This is a genomic window from Dongia sp. (assembly GCF_041910485.1).
In the GTDB taxonomy this organism is placed as follows: domain Bacteria; phylum Pseudomonadota; class Alphaproteobacteria; order Dongiales; family Dongiaceae; genus Dongia.
Genome location: NZ_JAYRQR010000035.1, coordinates 103335 through 122755, shown reverse-complemented (window position 1 = coordinate 122755; position 19421 = coordinate 103335). Strand labels below are relative to the sequence as shown.

18 protein-coding genes are annotated in these 19421 nt (G+C 60.2%); 13 read left to right on the top strand and 5 right to left on the bottom strand.

From position 1 onward, the window contains the following. Positions 1-23: 23 nt before the first annotated feature. The 3 genes from ACE3PP_RS11415 to ACE3PP_RS11405 all read left to right on the top strand — a co-directional run bounded on the left by ACE3PP_RS11415 (position 24) and on the right by ACE3PP_RS11405 (position 3446). Positions 24-1346, top strand: coding sequence for a glutamate--tRNA ligase (locus tag ACE3PP_RS11415; RefSeq protein ID WP_374382143.1), 1323 nt, complete (start codon positions 24-26; stop codon positions 1344-1346). 23 nt (positions 1347-1369) lie between these two features. Then, positions 1370-2752 (top strand): cysteine--tRNA ligase, encoded by a 1383-nt coding sequence (gene cysS, locus ACE3PP_RS11410; protein WP_374382140.1) that lies wholly within the window; start codon positions 1370-1372, stop codon positions 2750-2752. A gap of 145 nt (positions 2753-2897) precedes the next feature. After that, the gene (locus tag ACE3PP_RS11405) at positions 2898-3446 is read left to right on the top strand and encodes a PAS domain-containing protein (protein ID WP_374382137.1); all 549 of its coding nucleotides are present in this window, start codon (positions 2898-2900) and stop codon (positions 3444-3446) included. Here the strand turns inward: ACE3PP_RS11405 and ACE3PP_RS11400 are convergent. Then, complete coding sequence (locus ACE3PP_RS11400) at positions 3379-4011, bottom strand: LysE family translocator (RefSeq protein ID WP_374382134.1); 633 nt, start codon at positions 4009-4011, stop codon at positions 3379-3381. The two genes, ACE3PP_RS11405 and ACE3PP_RS11400, sit on opposite strands and share 68 nt — an antisense overlap. A 118-nt stretch (positions 4012-4129) precedes the next feature. On the opposite strand from ACE3PP_RS11400, the gene cimA reads away from it, so the two are divergent. From cimA to rpsD, 3 genes are all read left to right on the top strand, one after another. Continuing rightward, a complete protein-coding gene (cimA, locus tag ACE3PP_RS11395) occupies positions 4130-5722 on the top strand; it encodes a citramalate synthase (RefSeq protein ID WP_374382132.1) in 1593 nt (530 codons plus the stop codon). A 10-nt stretch (positions 5723-5732) separates the two neighbouring features. Next, positions 5733-6467 carry an RNA methyltransferase gene (locus ACE3PP_RS11390; RefSeq protein WP_374382129.1) on the top strand — a complete coding sequence of 245 codons (735 nt, stop codon included), beginning with the start codon at positions 5733-5735 and terminating at the stop codon, positions 6465-6467. Positions 6468-6724: 257 nt separating this feature from the next. Further along, entirely contained in the window at positions 6725-7339 is a 615-nt protein-coding gene (rpsD, locus tag ACE3PP_RS11385; protein WP_374382126.1) for a 30S ribosomal protein S4, read from the top strand. 82 nt (positions 7340-7421) lie between these two features. Here rpsD and metC read toward each other — a convergent pair whose 3' ends face one another. Continuing rightward, positions 7422-8588 (bottom strand): cystathionine beta-lyase, encoded by a 1167-nt coding sequence (gene metC / locus ACE3PP_RS11380; RefSeq protein ID WP_374382123.1) that lies wholly within the window; start codon positions 8586-8588, stop codon positions 7422-7424. 226 nt (positions 8589-8814) lie between these two features. Here metC and ACE3PP_RS11375 point away from each other — a divergent pair, with 226 nt between their 5' ends. The 4 genes from ACE3PP_RS11375 (at position 8815) to ACE3PP_RS11360 (ending at position 13104) form a co-directional block, all read left to right on the top strand. After that, on the top strand, positions 8815-9852 hold the full coding sequence (locus ACE3PP_RS11375) for an amino acid ABC transporter substrate-binding protein (protein WP_374382120.1): 1038 nt from the start codon (positions 8815-8817) through the stop codon (positions 9850-9852). An 86-nt stretch (positions 9853-9938) separates the two neighbouring features. Next, entirely contained in the window at positions 9939-11150 is a 1212-nt protein-coding gene (locus ACE3PP_RS11370) for an amino acid ABC transporter permease (RefSeq protein WP_374382116.1), read from the top strand. Positions 11151-11157: 7 nt separating this feature from the next. After that, entirely contained in the window at positions 11158-12303 is a 1146-nt protein-coding gene (locus tag ACE3PP_RS11365; protein WP_374382114.1) for an amino acid ABC transporter permease, read from the top strand. An 18-nt stretch (positions 12304-12321) separates the two neighbouring features. Beyond that, the gene (locus ACE3PP_RS11360; RefSeq protein ID WP_374382111.1) at positions 12322-13104 is read left to right on the top strand and encodes an amino acid ABC transporter ATP-binding protein; all 783 of its coding nucleotides are present in this window, start codon (positions 12322-12324) and stop codon (positions 13102-13104) included. Here ACE3PP_RS11360 and ACE3PP_RS11355 read toward each other — a convergent pair. The 3 genes from ACE3PP_RS11355 to ACE3PP_RS11345 all read right to left on the bottom strand — a co-directional run bounded on the left by ACE3PP_RS11355 (position 13098) and on the right by ACE3PP_RS11345 (position 15257). Next, positions 13098-13628 carry a thiamine phosphate synthase gene (locus tag ACE3PP_RS11355; RefSeq protein WP_374382108.1) on the bottom strand — a complete coding sequence of 177 codons (531 nt, stop codon included), beginning with the start codon at positions 13626-13628 and terminating at the stop codon, positions 13098-13100. The genes ACE3PP_RS11360 and ACE3PP_RS11355 overlap by 7 nt on opposite strands. A gap of 76 nt (positions 13629-13704) precedes the next feature. Next, positions 13705-14625, bottom strand: a complete 921-nt coding sequence (locus tag ACE3PP_RS11350) for a class I fructose-bisphosphate aldolase (RefSeq protein WP_374382105.1) — start codon at positions 14623-14625, stop codon at positions 13705-13707. 191 nt (positions 14626-14816) lie between these two features. Continuing rightward, positions 14817-15257: a group III truncated hemoglobin gene (locus ACE3PP_RS11345; RefSeq protein ID WP_374382102.1), complete on the bottom strand. Its 441-nt coding sequence runs from the start codon at positions 15255-15257 to the stop codon at positions 14817-14819. A gap of 218 nt (positions 15258-15475) precedes the next feature. On the opposite strand from ACE3PP_RS11345, the gene ACE3PP_RS11340 reads away from it, so the two are divergent. From ACE3PP_RS11340 to ACE3PP_RS11330, 3 genes are all read left to right on the top strand, one after another. Further along, on the top strand, positions 15476-16390 hold the full coding sequence (locus tag ACE3PP_RS11340) for a YcgJ family protein (RefSeq protein ID WP_374382100.1): 915 nt from the start codon (positions 15476-15478) through the stop codon (positions 16388-16390). A 137-nt stretch (positions 16391-16527) separates the two neighbouring features. Beyond that, the gene (locus tag ACE3PP_RS11335) at positions 16528-18237 is read left to right on the top strand and encodes an ABC transporter permease (RefSeq protein ID WP_374382097.1); all 1710 of its coding nucleotides are present in this window, start codon (positions 16528-16530) and stop codon (positions 18235-18237) included. An 8-nt stretch (positions 18238-18245) separates the two neighbouring features. Then, a complete protein-coding gene (locus tag ACE3PP_RS11330) occupies positions 18246-19322 on the top strand; it encodes an ABC transporter ATP-binding protein (RefSeq protein WP_374382094.1) in 1077 nt (358 codons plus the stop codon). Positions 19323-19421 lie beyond the last annotated feature (99 nt).

The following is a 19421-nucleotide window of genomic DNA, read 5'->3' as shown; positions in this document are numbered from 1 at the left end:
TTTGATGGAAATCGAGTGTTGTGATGTCGGTTCGCGTTCGCTTCGCACCCAGCCCCACGGGCCGGTTGCATGTCGGCAATATCTATATTGCCCTGAATAATTGGCTGTTCGCGCGCCAGCGCGACGGTCATTTCCTGCTGCGCCTCGACGATACCGATACCGAACGTTCCACCGCCGAATTCGCCCAAGGCATCGAAACCGACCTGACTTGGCTCGGCCTCAGCTGGGATTCGTTCACCCGCCAGGTGGACCGGATCGCCGACTATGACGCTGCCGCTGAAAAGCTCAAAGCCAGCGGCCGGCTCTACCCCTGCTATGAGAGCGCCGAGGAACTGTCGCTGAAGCGGAAGATTCACCGCGTCTATGACCGGGCGGCGCTGAAGCTCACCGCAGAAGACAGAGCGAAGCTTGAGGCAGAGGGCAAGCGACCGCATTGGCGCTTCAAGCTGGAGCATCGCCGCGTCGAATGGAACGACCTCGTTCGCGGGGCGGAACATATCGATACGTCGAGCCAGTCCGATCCGGTGCTGATCCGCGAGAACGGGACTTATCTCTATACCTTCACGTCCGTCGTCGACGACATCGCTCTCGGCATGACGCATATCATCCGTGGCGCCGATCATGTGACCAACACGGGAACGCAAACGCAGATATTTGAAGCGCTCGGTGCCAAGGCACCTGAATTTGCGCACCTGCCGCTGCTGGTGGATGCGGCGGGCGAAGGCCTCTCAAAGCGGCTGGGCTCGCTTTCCATCGCCGACCTTAGAGAGCAGGGGTTGGAGCCGATGGCGCTGAACACCTATCTCGCACATATCGGGACGGGCGTACCGCTGGTCATGAAGCCGCATCTCTCAGATCTGGTTGCCGCGCACGATCTGGCCAAGTTCGGCAAATCGAGCCCGCGTTTCGATCCAGCTGAACTGCTGCATCTCAATGCCCGTCTTCTGCACACGTTGCCCTATGACGAGGCCAAGGCGCATCTGGCGGGCGTGGGTCTGGGCGAGGTTGATGCGGCTCTTTGGGATGTCGCTCGTGCCAATGTGGAAAAGATCGAGGAGATTGCAGAATGGCATCGCATCTGCCGTGGCAGCATCGCGCCGCACATCGTCGATCCGGCCTTCGGCGCCCAGGCGGCCGATGTTCTGCCACCCGCGCCCTGGGATGAGGGCAGCTGGAAGATTTGGACCGATGCCGTGAAGTCGGCCACCGGCCGCAAGGGCAAGGAGCTGTTCATGCCGCTCCGCCAAGCACTGACGGGGCTCGATCACGGTCCCGAAATGCGCCTTTTGCTGCCGCTGATCGGTCCGGAAAAGACTCTGCGTCGGTTGCGCGGCGAAACCGCGTGACGATGCCAGACGGGAACAAAGAAATGACGATACATCTTTACAATACGCTGGCCCGCGAAAAGCAGGTCTTCACGCCGATCGATCCCAAGAACGTACGCATGTATGTCTGCGGTCCGACGGTCTATGACTATGCCCATATCGGCAATGCACGGCCGGTCGTGGCCTTCGACGTGCTCTATCGCCTGCTGCGCCATGTCTATGGTGCCGATCACGTAACCTATGCCCGCAACATCACCGACATAGACGACAAGATCATGGCGGCGTCGGTCGAGACCGGCGAAAGCATCGCCAGTATCACCAACCGCACGACGGGCTGGTATCACGACGATATGGCCGCCTTGGGTGCCATGTCGCCCAATCATGAGCCGCGCGCGACCTCCTTTGTGCCGCAGATGGTCAAGTTGATCGAGCAACTGATCGCCAAGGGGCATGCCTATGCGGCCGAAGGGCACGTTCTGTTCAACGTGCCGTCGATGGTGGATTACGGTGGCCTTTCGGGGCGCAGCCTTGACGACATGATTGCTGGCGCTCGCGTCGAAGTGGCACCTTACAAAAAGCACCCGGCCGATTTCGTGCTGTGGAAGCCGTCCGATGCCGGTCAACCCGGCTGGCCGAGCCCCTGGGGCCAGGGGCGTCCCGGCTGGCATATCGAATGCTCGGCGATGGCCGGCGATCTGCTCGGACAGGTCTTTGATATTCATGCCGGCGGGATCGACCTCATCTTCCCGCACCATGAGAATGAGATTGCCCAGAGCCGCTGCGCACATGGGACGCCGGTGATGGCCAATTACTGGCTCCACAACGGCTTCGTGCAAGTGAACGGGCAGAAGATGTCGAAATCGCTCGGCAACTTCTTTACCGTTCACGAATTGCTGGAAGAGGGGATGCGGGGCGAGGCGATGCGCCTGGCGCTCCTTTCAGCCCATTATCGTCAACCGATCGACATCACCCGCGACGGCATCAAGGAAGCGAAGGCACAGCTCGATCGTTTCTACGGCGCCCTGGCAAAAGTCGGGGAAGTTGAAGTTGAGCCGCAGGTGCCTGATACGATCCTCGCTGCATTGGCTGATGATCTGAACACGCCGCTTGCCGTGAGTGAACTTCACGAGCTTGTAACCGAGCTTAACAAAGCCACCAACCCCGCCAAGAAGGCGGAAGCCAAGGCCGCGGTTTTGGGGGCTGCCCGGCTCCTCGGGCTGCTGTGGCAGGATCCGGTTACCTGGCTGCAACAGGATGACGGCGGCAAGGGGCGCAGTGCTGCTGAGATCGAGCAACTGATCGCTGACCGTATCGCCGCCCGTAAGGCGAAGAATTTTGCCGAGGCCGATCGCATTCGGGACATGCTTGCCAGTGAGGGTATCGCGCTGGAGGACAGTCCGTCGGGCACAAGCTGGAAGCGCAGCTGAAACGATGGTCTAGGCTGCCGTTCTTAATCGTTAAGACCTGCGCCTAGGCAATCGCACCTCTTGCCAAAGCATCATTTCAGACGGATGATTTCTGCGGGGACGACGTTGTGCCGGGCGTAAACACGGCAGGGCAGGCGAGGCTGGTATGGCTTATCAGCGCCTGACGACGGACATGTTTCTGCAAATATGCTCTATCCGCACAGCGGCGCTCTACCGCTATTGGGACGGCAAGAAACACGGTCGCAAGCTTCCGCGCCGGGCAGATATCGATCCGGCTGAAATGAAACCGTGGTTGCCCGGTCTCGTTCTGGTGGACGTTATCGAAGAGCCGGAGCGGCGCATCACTTATCGCGTCGTCGGCACCGCCGTCTGCACGCACCGAGGATATGATCCGACGGGGCGTCCGGTACAGGAAGGACTCTACGGCAATATCCGGGAGGAAGTGCTGGAGAACTACCGGATCGCGATCGACGAGCAATCAATAGTCTTCGATTTCGATGCGAGCCCCTCACGATCTGGCCTTGCACGTGAAGTCGGTACGCTCTTCCTGCCATTGTCGACGGACGGCGACCATGTCGACAAAATTCTGATTTACCAGGACATCGAACCTTTGACTCTGCCGGGCCTCAACGCCGTTCAGCCAAGGCAAGGCGAATGGCAAGACCAACGAAAACGAGCGCCGACAGCCGGTTGAGCCAACGCCCAAGTCCGACCGATCCACGTAACAACCCAGCCGCAGCCGCCGTCGAAAAGGTGACGATGCAATTCACCGTCGTGCCGCTGATGTTGAACAACGTTCCGAGAAACAGGATCTGCAGCCAGACCGGCCCGGCAGCGGGGTCCACGAATTGCGGCAGGAAGGCGAGGATGAACAGTGCCACCTTTGGATTGAGGATGTTGGTGAGCATGCCTTCGCCGAACAACCGCCAAAGCGGGACGGGCGGCAGAGCGGCCGGCGCCGCGGCCCGCGCGGTACCGGACATTAAGGCCTTCCAAGCCAGATAAAGCAGATAGGCAGCACCCAGCGCCTTCACCGTGAGGAAAGCTCCCTCGGAATGGGCCAGGATGGCCGATACGCCAAAGGCTGCCAAAGCGGTATGTACAAGCGAGCCACCGGCGATACCAAAGCTCGCCGCGATCCCGGCAGTACGCCCCTGTGTTGCTGTCCGGGCGATGACATAGGTCATGTCGGCGCCGGGGGTGAGGTTAAGGGCGAGGGCGGCGACAAAGAACGGCCAAAGGCTGGCTAGATCGGGCATTTCGTCCTCATTTCAATGGCTTGGTAATATTGTGTCGCCACGTCTCCTTGACGGGCAGAGTCCCATATGCTGAATACCCGGTCAATCGGGGCAAAGGGTTGGAAAAGCCAGCAAAATCATGGCCGACGACAAGCGGGTATATCTGTTCGACAGCACACTGCGCGATGGTGCGCAAACGCAGGGAGTCGACTTCAGCGTGAACGACAAGATCGCCATCGCGCAGGCGTTGGACCGTATCGGCGTCGATTATGTCGAAGGTGGCTGGCCTGGCGCCAATCCGACTGACGATGCCTTTTTCGGGGCACCGCCTAGCTTTAAACGAGCCAAATTCGTCGCCTTTGGCATGACCCGCCGCCCGGGTCGTTCCGCTGCCAACGATCCAGGCCTCAACGCCCTGTTGAATGCCAAGACCGGCGCAGTGTGCATGGTGGGGAAGAGCTGGGATTTCCATGTCGATGTGGCGCTGGGCATCAGCCGCAGCGAGAATATCGATATGATCGCCGAAAGCGTCGACTATGCCAAGCAGCGGACGGGTGAGGTGATGTTCGACGCCGAGCATTTCTTTGACGGTTATAAGGCAAATCCCGCCTATGCGCTGGAGTGCGTCAGCGCTGCGTACAAATCGGGCGCGCGCTGGGTCGTGTTGTGCGACACCAATGGTGGCACGTTGCCCCATGAAGTGGAGCGTATTGTCGGCGAAGTGAGCGCCAAGATCCCTGGCAGCAACCTTGGCATCCACTGCCACAATGACACTGAAAATGCTGTCGCCAATTCGCTGGCTGCGATCCGGGCGGGCGTGCGCCAGGTGCAGGGCACTCTGAACGGCCTTGGCGAGCGCTGCGGCAACGCCAATCTGGTCTCGCTCATTCCCTCGCTGATGCTGAAGACTGACTTCAAGACCGGTCTATCGGACCAGGATCTGAAGCAACTGACGCATCTTTCGCGCCTGCTCGACGAGCGGCTGAACCGCGCACCGACCCGCAGCGCCGCCTATGTCGGGGAAAGCGCCTTTGCGCACAAAGGCGGCCTGCACGTGTCGGCCGTCGAGAAGGATCCGAAGACTTACGAACATATCGAGCCGTCGCTGGTGGGGAACCGGCGCCATATCGTCGTCTCGGATCAATCAGGCCGGGCCAACATCCTCGCGCGCTTTCGCGAAATCGGCCTGGATGTCGATGCCGATGACGGCAAGGTCGGCGCCTTGGTCGAGACGGTGAAACTGCGCGAATATGAAGGCTACGCCTATGACGGCGCCGAAGCCTCGTTCGAGCTGCTGGCGCGTCGTGCCCTGGGGTCAGTACCGACCTTCTTCAAGCTGGCGCGATTCCGGGTGATGGATGAGCGGCGCTGGAATATGCGTGGTGACTTGATCACGGAATCCGAAGCCACAGTGACGCTCGACATCGATGGCGAGCAACTGATGACTGTGGCCAGCGGCAACGGTCCGGTCAATGCGCTCGACGGTGCGTTGCGCAAAGCCTTGATGCCCGCCTATCCAACGCTTGCCGATATGCGCCTTGTCGACTTCAAGGTGCGCATCCTGACGCCCCAGGCCGGGACCGAGGCCATCACCCGCGTCATGATCGAAAGCGTTGATGGCAAAGGTGAACGCTGGAGCACAGTCGGTGTTTCGCCGAACATCATCGATGCCTCCTTCGAGGCACTGAATGATGCCATCACCTGGAAGTTGCTGAAGGCTCGTGCAAGCTGAAGCGATGAGTATGGATAAACCGGCTATCATCCTGGTCTCGGCCCAGATGGGCGAGAATATCGGCACGGCCGCCCGTGCCATGCTCAATTGCGGCCTCAGGGATCTGCGTCTGGTTGGCCCGCGGGACGGTTGGCCCAATGTGAAGGCCGAGCGGGCTGCCGTCGGCGCCTTTGAGATGATGGAGCCGGTCAAGGTTTTCGATACGACCGAGCAGGCTTGTGCAGATCTCACCTATGTCTACGCGACGTCGGCCCGTGACCGGAAGATGGTGAAGCCGGTCGTAACGGCGCGCTTTGCCGCCACCGAGGCCCGTGAGAAGATCGCGGCTGGGGGGAAAATCGGCTTCATGTTCGGGGCCGAACGCATGGGGCTGGTCAATGACGACGTGGCCCTGGCGGATGCACTGCTCACGGTGCCACTCAATCCGGAATTTACCAGCCTCAATCTGGCGCAGGCTGTCCTGCTGGTCGGCTACGAATGGTACCAGTCGGGTGATAAGACGCCGCCCGCGCAAATGGACATGAACGGGACTGAACTTGCGACGAAGGATCAGGTCTATGCCTTCTTCGAGCATTTCGAACGCGAACTCGATGCCTGCGGCTTTCTGCGCAATGAGGCGGCCCGGCCGAACATGGTGCGGAACCTCCGTAACATGTGGTCGCGGGCGCAGCTGACCGAGCAGGAAGTCCGTACACTTCACGGCGTGGTGAAGGAGTTGACGACCCTTCGGGTGCCTCGGAAATAGCCGGAAGTCGCAATCTTGTGGATAAGTTCGCGTGCCAGAGGTTGGGATGCTATCGGCGGTCGACAAATAACTATTATAAATCAATAAATTACTTGTCGATCTGCCATCTCAATCCACGCTTGACCGCCAGGATTTAGCCGTTATATTCCGCCCGCTCCCGCGCCGGACTGCCTAAAGGCATGCCCAGCCGCCGGTTTTAGAACCGGGTCGGACAGCCGGGACATGAACAACGTCGTGAAAAAACGAGAAGGTAAGTTATGTCGAAGCGTATTGAAGCCAAGCACAAAATCGACCGCCGCTTGGGCGTGAACCTCTGGGGTCGCCCGAAGAGCCCGGTCAATGATCGCGAATACGGCCCGGGCCAGCACGGCCAGCGCCGCAAGAAGCCGACCGATTACGGCATCCAGTTGATGGCGAAGCAGCGTCTGAAGGGCTATTACGGCTCGATCGGCGAGCGCCAGTTCCGCAAGCTCTATCAGGAAGCCGTGCGCCGTCGTGGCGACACTTCCGAGAACTTGATCGGCCTCCTGGAGCGCCGCCTCGAGACGGTCGTCTATCGCGCCAAGTTCGTGCCGACCGTTTTCGCCGCCCGCCAGTTCGTCAACCACGGCCATGTCCTGGTGAACGGCAAGCGCGTCAACATCGGCTCCTACAAGCTTTCCGAAGGCGACGTGGTTGAAGTTCGCGAGCGCGCCAAGCAGCTGACCCTGGTCGTCGGCGCCGTGCAGTCGCAGGAGCGCGATACGCCGGACTATCTCGAAGTCGATCAGAAGAAGCTCACCGCGAAGTTCGTGCGCGTCCCGGCCCTCGGCGACGTGCCGTACCCGGTCAGCATGGAACCGCACCTCGTGGTCGAATATTACTCGCGTTAATCTACGCGCGAGCGACAGCAAAGAAGAAGGGCCGGTCTTTTGACCGGCCCTTTTTTCATTGTCGCGATTTATTGCCGCGCCTTCAATTACCCCGCAGGCGGTCAAGGCCGCGTGCCAGATCTTCGATCATATCCTGTGGATCCTCGAGCCCGGCATGGATGCGAACTGTCGGTCCGGCTTCCCATTTCGTTGCCGTGCGCGCCGTCTTCAGATTCGACGGCACCATCAGACTTTCATAGCCGCCCCATGAAAAGCCGAGGCCGAAGAGCTCCATACCGTCGATCATGGCATTGACCCGTTCGGTTGATGCCGGCTTCAGCACCACGCCGAAAAGGCCGCTGGAACCAAGGAAATCGCGCTTCCACAGCTTGTGGCCGGGATTGTCGGGGAGGGCGGGGTGCAACACCCGTTCGACCTCCGGCCGGTCCTTCAGCCATTTGGCGAGGGTCAGGGCACTTTCTTGATGCTGTGCCAATCGGGCGGAAAGTGTGCGCAGGCCACGTAGCGCCAGATAACAATCGTCGCCGCCGACGGCGAAGCCCATGCCGTGCACTTGGGTCTTCACCTGCTTATAGAATTCTTCGCGCATGGTGATGATGCCCATCATCACATCGGAATGCCCCACCAAGTATTTCGTCGCCGCGTGGACGACGATATCAACGCCGTGACGATAGGGTTTGAAGTAGAGTGGACTTGCCCAGGTATTGTCCAAGATCACGACGCAGCCCTTGGCATGCGCGGCCGCTGCGATCGCCGGGACGTCCTGAATCTCGAACGTGTGCGACCCAGGACTTTCGAGATAGACGATCTTTGTGTTGGGCTGGATGAGATCGGCAATCTTGGCGCCGATGAGCGGATCGTAATAGGTCGTCTCTACGCCGAATCTCTTGAGTTGGCTGTCGCAGAAGAAGCGCGTCGGTTCATAGGCGGTGTCGACCACCAACACATGATCTCCGGCGCTGAGGAAGCTGAGCAGGGCCCCGGCGATGGCGCCCATGCCGGACGGTACGGCAACCGCTTTGTCCGCCTCTTCAAGGGCAGCCACGGCCTCCTCGAGTGCGAAGGTCGTCGGTGTCCCATAGCGGCCGTAATAAACGTTGTTGAACTTGTCGCGGCCGCGCGCGTGCATATCCTCGACGCTGTCGAAAAGGATGGTCGAGGCGTGATAGACCGGCGGGTTAACGATACCCTTGTTGGCTTTCGGGTTGTTGCCTGCGTGTGTAATTAGGGTTCGGTCGCGTCGTTTCATGATTCAGTCCCAAAATTCGAGCTTACTCAATTTATTAGCATTCCGCGCACGAGGTTCCTAGCCGGACAGCCTTAGGTTTTCTCACGGGCCAGGAAGCTTGTGAGGGAATTTTCCATGTGTTACAGAAAATTTAAGCCGGTTTCGCTTCTGGGAACTGCACCCGAAAATTGGGGCAATGGCGCGGCCGGTGACAAAGGAAGAAATACTCCAGGGAAGGACTGCAAAAATGAAGCACATGAAATATGCCGTCGCTACTGTCGCTCTGTTGGCTGGGATGGCCACGGCGGCGCAAGCCGGTACGCTCGATGACGTCAAAGCGCGCGGCAAGCTGCTGTGCGGCGTGACCACGGGCCTCGCCGGCTTCGGCGCGCCGAACGACAAGGGCGAATGGGCCGGCCTCGACATCGATCTTTGCAAGGGCGTTGCCGCGGCCGTCTTCGGCGATGCGAGCAAGGTCGAATACAAGCCACTCTCGGCCGAGCAGCGTTTCACCGCACTGCAATCGGGCGAAGTCGACATGCTCGCCCGCAACTCCACCTGGACCCTGTCGCGCGACAGCACGCTGGCGCTCGATTTCGTCGCCGTCAACTACTATGACGGTCAGGGCTTCATGGTGCACAAGGATCTCGGCGTGAAGAGCGCTCTTGAACTCAAGGGTGCGACCGTCTGCGTGCAGGAAGGCACCACGACCGAAAAGAACATGGGCGATTTCGACAAAGCCAATGGCCTTGGCTTCCAGCCCGTGAAGTTCAAGGAAAACGACCAGGCCCGCGCCGCCTATGACGAAGGCCGTTGCGACGCCTACACGACCGATGCCTCAGGCCTTGCTGGTGAACGCACGGCTTTGAAGGATCCGGCCAACAACATCATCCTGCCGGAAATCATCTCGAAGGAGCCGCTGGGCCCGGTCGTTCGTCACGGCGACAACAACTGGGGCGACATCGTTCGCTGGACCCATTTCGCGACCCTCGTGGCCGAAGAAAAGGGCATCACCCAGGCGAATGTCGACGAGGTGAAGGGTGCGAACGCGCCGGACAATCCGGCGGCGGACGCGGAAGTGCAGCGTCTCCTCGGCGTCACCGACAAGATGGGCGAGGGCCTCGGCCTCTCGAACGACTGGGCCTACAACATCATCAAGGCCGTCGGCAATTATGGCGAGATCTTCGACCGCAACGTTGGTCCGAAGACCCCGATTGGGCTTGAGCGTGGTCTCAATGCCCTGTGGAACAAGGGCGGCCTGCAGTACGCTGCGCCGGTCCGCTAAACCACTTGATCGCTGATACCTACGCCCGGCCCAAAAGCCGGGCGTAGATGTCTTATCCACACGCAACCCGTTGGGGAGGCGTTGACATGGCGTCAGCAAAAACAGCGGCCACCGCAGGTGCCGCTGCGAATACTCTTTCTCAAGGCAAGCCGGCATTCTGGCGCGACGAACGCGTGCGTGGGATTATCGCGCAAATCGCCGTTGTGCTGCTGCTCGTCGCGACCTTTGCCTTCCTGATCTACAATTTTCTCGAAAAGCAGTCGAAAGCATCCGGCCCAGCCATCAGCTTCGACTTCCTCACCAATATCGCCGGCTTCCAGCTCAGTTTCTCGATCATCGACGTGACGCTGGATTCCCAGATCGGCCACATGATCCTGGCCGGTATGATCAACACTTTGCTCGCAGCAACCATCGCAGGGTTCTTTGCGACGGTCCTTGGTCTGCTGGTCGGGGTGGCGCGTCTTTCGAAGAACTGGCTCGTCTCGCGCATTGCGGCGACCTATATCGAAATCATCCGCAATATTCCATTGCTGCTGCAGCTGGTATTCTGGTTCGGCGCCATGATCGCGATGTTGCCGCTGGTGAAGGAAAGCGTGACCTTTGCCGACGTCATCTTCCTCAACAAAAAGGGCCTATTCCTGCCCAAGCCGATCTTCGAAGGCAGCATCATCATCTTTATCCTGTCGCTGCTCCTTGCGATCGGTCTTGCCGGCGTCATCGCGCGCTGGGCAAGCCGGCGACAGATTGCGACAGGCCAGCAGTTTCCGGTTATCTCGGTCAATGTGGCTTTGATCGTTCTGCTGCCGTTGCTGACCTATGTGATCGTCGATCCGGTGGTCTGGGAAATTCCACAGAAGGGCGGGTTCAACTTCAAGGGCGGCCTTACCGTTCAGCCGGAAATGACGGCGTTGATCATCGGTCTGTCGATCAGTACATCGGCCTACATCGCCGAGATCGTGCGCGCCGGTATCCAGGCCGTCAGCCACGGTCAGACGGAAGCATCGCTGGCGCTCGGACTGAAGCAAAGCTGGACGTTGCGTCTCGTCATTCTGCCGCAAGCCCTGCGCGTCATCATCCCGCCGCTCATCAGCCAATATCTCAACGTGGTGAAAAATTCGACGCTGGCCGGTTTCATCGGCTATGCCGATCTCTTTGCGGTTATCGGCACATCGCAGAACCAGACCGGCCGGGCCATCGAATGCATCATCATTCTGATGGGCTTCTATCTGGCGGTCAGCCTGATCATCTCGTCGGTCATGAACATCTATAACAAGCGCGCTGCGCTGATCGAACGGTGAGGGCGCCATGACCGATATGACGGATACACCTGTCGTCCCCGGCAATCGCCCCAGCCTCCCACCCCCTGTGACGGAATCAGGCGCCATCGGCTGGCTGCGGCACAATCTTTTCTCAAGCTGGTTTGACACGGTCCTGACGGTAGCGGCCATAGGGTTGCTGATTTACGTCATTCCACCCATTGTCAATTGGGCGTTCCTCGACGCCGATTGGACATTCCTCCCGTCGGTGATCACGGGCGAGAAGTCTCCGCAGTTTGCAGATTGCACGACCGGCGGTGCCTGCTGGATTTTCGTCCGGGCACGGTTCGGCCAGTTCATCTTCGGCTTCTATCCGGAAGCCGAACGCTGGCGCGTCATTCTCACCTTCATCATGCTGATCGTATCCGTCTGGGGGTTGCTGGCGGAGCGCGTGACGAACAAGAAGCCATTCGCTTGGTTCTTCTTCGCGATTTTCCCGTTCCTGGCCTTTTTCCTGCTGCATGGCGGCTTGGGGCTCGAATCAGTCCCGACCTCGAAGTGGGGCGGCCTGATGCTCACGCTGATCATTGCCGGCATCGGGATACTGTTCTCATTGCCAATCGGCATCCTGTTGGCCCTGGGGCGGCGGTCGCGGCTTCCCGTCGTTCATCTCCTCAGTGTCATTTTCATCGAGTTTGCGCGCGGCGTGCCGCTGGTGACCATCCTGTTCATGTCGAACATCATGCTGCCATTGTTTCTGCCGCCGAAGTTCGAGCCCGATATTCTGCTGCGCATCCTGGTTGGCGTGACGCTGTTTGCTTCCGCCTATATGGCCGAGGTGATCCGTGGTGGCCTTCAAGCCCTCCCAAAGGGGCAATATGAAGGGGCTGCGGCAATGGGCCTCGGCTATTGGTCGATGATGCGGCTCATCATCATGCCACAGGCGCTGCGTATCGCCATTCCGGGCATCGTCAACAATTTCATCAGCCTCACGCAGGATACGACGCTGGTGGCGATCGTGGGTCTATACGACTTTCTCGGCATCGTGCGAGCGGGCTCGCGCGATACCAATTGGATCGGCACGGAAATCGAAGGTTATGCCTTCTGTGCGGTCGTCTATTGGATCTTCTGCTTCTCCATGTCGCGCTATTCGATGCGGATCGAGCGCAAACTCCACACCGGTCACCGGCGTTAAAGGATAGAGGGTATTTGCATGAGTACTCAGGCACAGACCGCAGCCCATGAAATGGCCATCACTGACGAGGTGATGATCAGCCTTGCCGGCGTCAACAAATGGTATGGGCAATTCCATGTCCTCAAGGACATCGACCTGACCGTCATGAAAGGTGAGCGGATCGTCATTTGCGGGCCTTCCGGTTCGGGCAAGTCGACTCTCATCCGTTGCATCAACCGGCTGGAAGAGCATCAACGTGGGAAGATCGTCGTCGACGGTATCGAGCTCACGCACGACCTTAAGAACATCGAAAAGGTTCGCCGCGAGGTCGGCATGGTGTTCCAGCATTTCAACCTGTTCCCGCATCTGACCGTACTGGAAAATCTGACCCTGGCGCCGATCTGGGTAAAGAAAGTGCCGAAGAAGGAAGCGGAGGAGGTGGCCATGCACTACCTCAAGCGCGTCAAAATTCCGGAGCAGGCGGGCAAGTTTCCGGGGCAATTGTCCGGTGGTCAGCAGCAGCGCGTGGCAATCGCCCGGTCACTCTGCATGAATCCCAAGGTGATGCTGTTCGATGAGCCGACCTCGGCGCTCGATCCGGAAATGATCAAGGAAGTGCTCGACGTTATGATCGAGTTGGCGCGTTCCGGCATGACGATGATCTGTGTCACCCATGAAATGGGCTTCGCCCGGACGGTCGCGAACCGTGTCATCTTCATGGACAAGGGTGAGATCATCGAGCAGAACGAGCCGGAAACTTTCTTCAACAACCCGCAGTCGGAACGCACCAAGCTGTTCCTAAGCCAGATCCTGCATCATTGAGGAATAAGGGCTGCGATCGCAGCCACCGGATCGGAAACTGACCAGATCGCCGGGGAAGGGGCCAGAAAATCGGCTCCGGCGGCAATAAAGGCAGCTGCGCTGCCGGCATCAAAGTCGCCAGTGATAACGCTCGGGACCGTCATCATTTCGGTCCACCAGGCGACCAAGTCGATGCCGTCCGGGGCGTTGCCGGGTGCAAAGGCGACGTAATCGGCCCCAGCTTCGCCGACCTCCATTGCCGTGTGTCGCTCAAGAGGGCAGGCAACGCCGACAATGCCACTGGTGCCGATGGCGCGGCGCGCCTTGGCATAGGTCGAAGCATCGCCCAGATGAACCCCGTCTGCCTGCAACTTCACAGCGAGATCGGCATCGTCGAGGAGTACCGCAACACCTCTTTCCTGCGCCGCCGGCAGAAGCGACTTCGCAATCGTCGTGATGCGCTCCCAGTCGTTGCCGGCGATACGCAGGCAGGCGATGTCGGCGGCTTCCGTTGCCATTGCAAGGCGTTCTGCAAAGGCACTCACGGCAACGCCGCCCGAGACGAGCTCGGGCGGCGTCGTGAGATAGAGCCGACAGGTAGGCGTATCGGCAGAGATCGGCTTATTCCTTGCCCTGATAGATCTTGACGATTGTGTCGAGCATCTTCAGTGCGTCCTCACGCGGACGCTGGAAGGTGTTGCGACCGATGATCGAGCCGTTGCCGCCGCCGTCGCGGATGCCGCGGACTTCGTCATAGATACCGTTGAGGTCCTTGGCCGCGCCGCCCGAGAAGACGACGATGCGCTTGCCGTTGAAGCAGGCCTGCACGACATGGGCAATACGGGCGGCGAGGGTGGAGATGTCGATCTTCTCCTTCTCGTAGACCTTCTTCGCTTCGGCCTGCTCCAGGAACGCGGTCGGCGGCTTCACCTTGATGATATGGGCGCCGAGCAGAGCTGCCATATGCGCCGCGTAGGCGCAGATATCCATGGCCGTTTCGCCATCCTTACTGATGCCATCACCGCGCGGATAGGACCAGACGACGACGGCGAGGCCTGCTGCCTTGGCTTCCTCGGCCATCTCGCGGATCTCTTCCATCATTTCGAAGGCATAGTCCGAGCCTGGATAGATGGTGAAGCCGATCGCCGAGCAGCCGAGGCGCAGGGCGTCATTGACCGTGCCGGTGATGGCCTGGTCCTTGAGTGTCGCAAGGCTGTTCGAGGAATTGACCTTGAGGATTGTCGGGATCTGGCCAGCGAAGGTGTCGGCACCAGCTTCAATGAAGCCGAGCGGGGCCGCATAAGCCGAAAGGCCAGCCTCGATCGCGAGGTCGAAATGGTAGTGCGGGTCATAAGCCGACGGATTGGGCGCAAAGCTGCGCGCCGGACCGTGCTCGAAACCCTGGTCGACCGGCAGGATGACCAGCTTGCCGGAACCGCCAAGACGGCCGTTCATCAGGATACGGGCCAGATTGGCCTTGGTGCCAGGATTGTCCGACTCGTAGTTGGATAGAATCTTGCGGACTTTTTGTGTTGTTTTCATACGCTTAGCTCCCGAATGGCGGGTCGCGGTTGTGCACCGCGGTGAGATTTCAGGTCGGGGCTGGTTCATAGCCAGTTTCCGCGGGCAGTTCAATCCGCCCAGGGTCTGACAGCGCTTACGTCACCAAAATATGGGGCAACTTGCAACAAACCGACCGCCGCAGGCTATGGCGACCCACGCGGGATGCGCAACTATGGCTGGACCAAGGGCGGCATGTTCGGAACCCAGATCGTCGGGTCCTTGGCGTGGAAGGCGAAGGCCAGCTTGAAGCTTTCGGCAATCCGTTGCGCGCGATCGATGAACGCTTCGGCAAGCGGTGGGGCAAACAGTTCGCGGCTCGTCGCAGAGAACAGCTCAAGCCAATGCGCAAAATGCTGCGGCTCAATTTCGCCAAGCTTGATATGGGCCGGAATTGGCCGGCCCTTATACTTGCCGCTGGTCAGCATGACGGACGACCAGAAATTGCACATCGTCTTCAAATGCGGCGTCCAATCCTCCCCGATCGCGCGGGCAAAAATCGGACCGAGGTCCGGATCCTTCCTAATGCGGGCGTAGAATGTCGTGACGAGGTCCTCTATCTGGTCCTCGGTCGGGACTGCCGGGTGGTCGGCGGAAGATGTGCTGACGGGCATTGGAATACCTATAAAGAGGAATGTTACTTATATATTTTTCAACCGCTGGCCAACAAGGGCCGGTGATCGCATGCGACAAACTGTGCGTCTGTCGCCTGTCACGTCAAATGCGGCTCGCGATGAAGTGATCAATTCACCCGCGCCGGGCACTGGCAGCGGATGTCCGGCTGTGAGATATCGCATGTTGGACGCCTACGATGTGGCGTGGCGAGGTCGAAATGCATTTCAGATTGCCCTCGGTTCTGGTGGTCTTGGCTGCCTTGACCGCTTGTAGCAGCTTTCAGGGCGGCCCCAGCTTCGGCACGGGCTATGTCCCAGGTACCTCGGCCGGCTATCAGTCGCCCTATGGGTATGGCGGTTGGTCGTCGCCGTACGGCAATGGCTACAATAACGACAATCGCTTTTCGCCTAAGAATGGCCTTACCTGTGATCGCACGCGGCACGTCTGCTATGACCGCTATGGCGTTGATTATTATGCAACGCGCGAATATCTCGGCAGCAAATCGGCCAAGTACGGGTTGAAGAAATACGGCGAACAGGCCTTCATTTTCGCGCCCCAGCAGGGGGTTGTCTGCGACCGGCGCAGCCAGTCCTGTTCCGACGGTAACGGTCTTAACGCCTCGCTGACGCGCAAATATTTCAGCAAGAATGACACGCGCCGTGTCGCCGGCTGGTCCAGCGCGGACATGTTCTCGCCCCAGGCCGGTGTTGCCTGCAATCGGACGGCACAGGTTTGCAGCGACAATGGCGGGCCGAATGTAGACCTGACCCAGCTCTATTTTGGCCGGCAGGCGGCCGTCAATCTGGCCAACCAGCAGAGCCAGCCGGCACTTCCAACGCCATCGGTGTCTCCGGCCGTGGAGCCTGCGGCAACACCCTTGCCGGTCGAGGAGCCGAATGGGCCGGCTGACGCGGGCGTGCCCCAAGAACCGTCAGTGGAGCCGGTGGGGGCTGAGGTCGAAGCGCCAGCCGAACCATTGCCGCTACCAGAACCGGTCGCCGAACCAGTTCCCGGGCCGGCGCCGGTGGTAATGGACCCGTCGCCCGTTTCCGAGCCGGCTCCGGTACCGGCGCCTGAGCCCAACCCAGCCCCAGCCGCCACGCCTTGCGAGGGCGATGCTTGTCCTCAGTGATCTTGTGGGCATTTGTCGCAGGTCGCCGTTAACGCCTTGGCTTGATATTCAGAATAAGTCGCAATATCGTTGATCCCATCCTTATGGGGCGGTCCGATCGCGCGTAACGGCGGCCGCCCAGTTGCGAGAGTGACTCTTTGGCCAGCATTGACTCCATCGCTGACGCGCCGGGGCGTGGTTCGCCGTTCCGGGCGTTATCCAGCTGGTTGAGGCGGCTGAACATCTGGAATGTGCTGAGCTGGGCGATCGCCGCAGCTGTCGCCTTTCCGATCCTCACGGTCCTGACGAGCGTCTTCGCGCCGAAGGGTGAGATTTGGTCTCACCTCGCTGAAACGGTGCTGCCGAGCTATGTCGGCAACTCGCTGCTGCTTGTCACCGGTGTCGGTATCGGTGTCCTGCTGATGGGGGTTCCCGCGGCCTGGATGGTGACCTTGTGCCGCTTCCCCGGGCGCCGTATCTTCGATTGGGCATTGTTGCTGCCGATGGCGATGCCGGCCTATGTCATTGCCTACACCTACACCGGCCTGCTCGACTATGCCGGTCCGGCCCAGACGTCGCTGCGCGATCTGATGGGGCTTGAAGGCGGCCTGCGCTGGATTCCGGATATCAGGTCATTGCCCGGCGCCATCGTCATGCTGGTTCTGGTTCTTTACCCTTACGTCTATCTGCTGGCGCGGGCGGCATTCCTCGAACAATCCGCCTGTGTCCTGGAGGTCAGCCGGACGCTGGGCTGTTCCCCGTGGCGCGGCTTCTTCCGCGTGGCCCTGCCGTTGGCGCGGCCGGCCCTGGTGGCCGGTGTCGCGCTCTCCCTGATGGAAGCGCTCAACGATTTCGGCACCGTCCAATATTTCGGCGTCGATACGCTGGCGACCGGCATCTATCGCGTCTGGCGCGGCATGGGCGATGCGACGGCCGGATCCCAGTTGGCGGCATTGCTGCTGCTGTTTGTCTTCGCATTGCTGGCCATTGAGCGCACCTCGCGCGGTCGGCGCAGCTTTGCACATTCGACGACGCGCTACCGGCCATTGCCGCGCTACAAGCTGCGCGGCGCGCACGCGCTGGGGGCGATTCTCGGCTGCGCGATCCCGGTGACGTTCGGCTTCATCATTCCGGCTTCGGTTCTCCTCATCTGGGCGATCGCGAACACCGATGCCTGGGCTACGGGCAAGTTCCTGACGCTGATCCGCAACAGTTTCTTCATGGCCGGCTTTGCAGCGGTCCTCGCAGTCTGTCTGGCCTCGATCCTGGCCTATGCGCTGCGGTTGCGTCCGACACGGATCACGCATTGGGCGGTGCGGGTGGCGAGCCTTGGCTACGCCATTCCCGGTCCGGTTCTGGCGATCGGCATCCTGCTGCCGTTTGCCGGCATCGACCACGCCATCAACAACTGGACCAAGTCGGCTTTCGGCGTGACCTTTGGCTTGATCCTCAGCGGCACCCTGGTGGCGGTAACATTCGCCTATCTCGTCCGCTTTCTGACCGTCAGCCTCAATGTCGTCGAAGCCAGCCTTGGCAAGGTCACCAAATCGATGGACTTTGCGGCAAGGTCCCTCGGCCGCTCGCCACTTGGGACGTTGACGGAGGTCCACCTGCCCATCATGCGCAGCTCCCTGTTCACGGCGGCGATTGTTGTTTTCGTTGATGTGCTGAAGGAATTGCCGGCAACTTTGGTACTGCGGCCGTTCAATTTCGATACGCTGGCGACCATGACCTACAACCTGGCCAGCGACGAACGTCTTGCCGAGGCAGCCGGCCCGGCACTTGCCATTGTGGCGGTTGGGATCATTCCGGTCTATCTGATGGCGCGCGCCAGCGCGCAGTCGCGACCCGGACAGGCACCGAAATAGAAGAACCCATGCACGCCACCACCACACGCGCCTTGGCGCTCGACAATGTCAGCCATCGTTACGGCAACCTGCTCGCTGTCGATCGCGTTTCGCTCCATGTCGACGAGGGAGAGGTGACGTGCCTGCTCGGGCCATCCGGGTGTGGCAAGTCGACGATTCTGCGCTTGGCCGCCGGGCTTGAAACGCTGCAGGACGGTCGCGTCCTCATGCAGAACAGAATTGTGGCCGAAGGCGAAAGCGGTCGCTCCGTCCCGCCCGAACGCCGCGGGGTAGGGTTGGTCTTTCAGGACTTTGCACTGTTTCCGCATCTCTCGGTGGCGCGCAATGTTGGCTTCGGCCTGACGGAGCTTGAACCCGGCGCGCGTGCGCAGCGCATTGCCGAAGTCCTCGACCAGGTCGACATGTCCGATTATGCCGATGCCTTTCCGCACGCCTTGTCCGGGGGGCAACAGCAGCGCATCGCCTTGGCGCGCGCCCTGGCACCTCAGCCGCAGATCCTGCTGCTCGATGAGCCGTTTTCAGGTCTCGATGCGCGGCTGCGCGAGCAGATCCGCGATGACACGCTGCATGTCCTGAAGCGCAGTCGCACCGCGACGCTGATGGTGACGCACGATCCGGAGGAGGCCATGTTCATGGCAGACCGGATCTATCTGATGCAGGCCGGCCGCGTCGTGCAAAGCGGCTCGCCCGACGCGCTCTATCACCGACCGGTCAGCCCGTTCGTGACGCGCTTTTTCAGCGAAACCAACGAACTGGCGGGGATTGTGGATGGCGGTCAGGTGGCGACCCCCCTCGGCGTCTTACCTGCGCCCAGTCTGGAAACGGGGACAAAGGTCCAGATTCTCATTCGGCCGGAAAGCCTGCGCATCGCCCGGGCCGGAGACAATGGTGGTGCCGTAAGTCCTGCCATCCTGGAGGAAGTCCGGTTTCTCGGCGGCAGCAAACTATTGGTGGTCCGCCTTGAAGAAGGTTTGGGGGGCGGAACAGTACTGCGGCTGCGTCAGTCGGGGCGGCATCTGCCAGAGCGGGGCAGCAAGATTCTGCTGCAACTCGATCCGGCTGATGCGCTGATCTTTCCGGCCTGATCGGCTGAGCCGGGACGGGTTAAGACCTGTCTACGAAAATTCCGGACTTGTCAGTTACTTACCCCCGACTAAATGATAGTGACTGGCTATTGTAGCGAG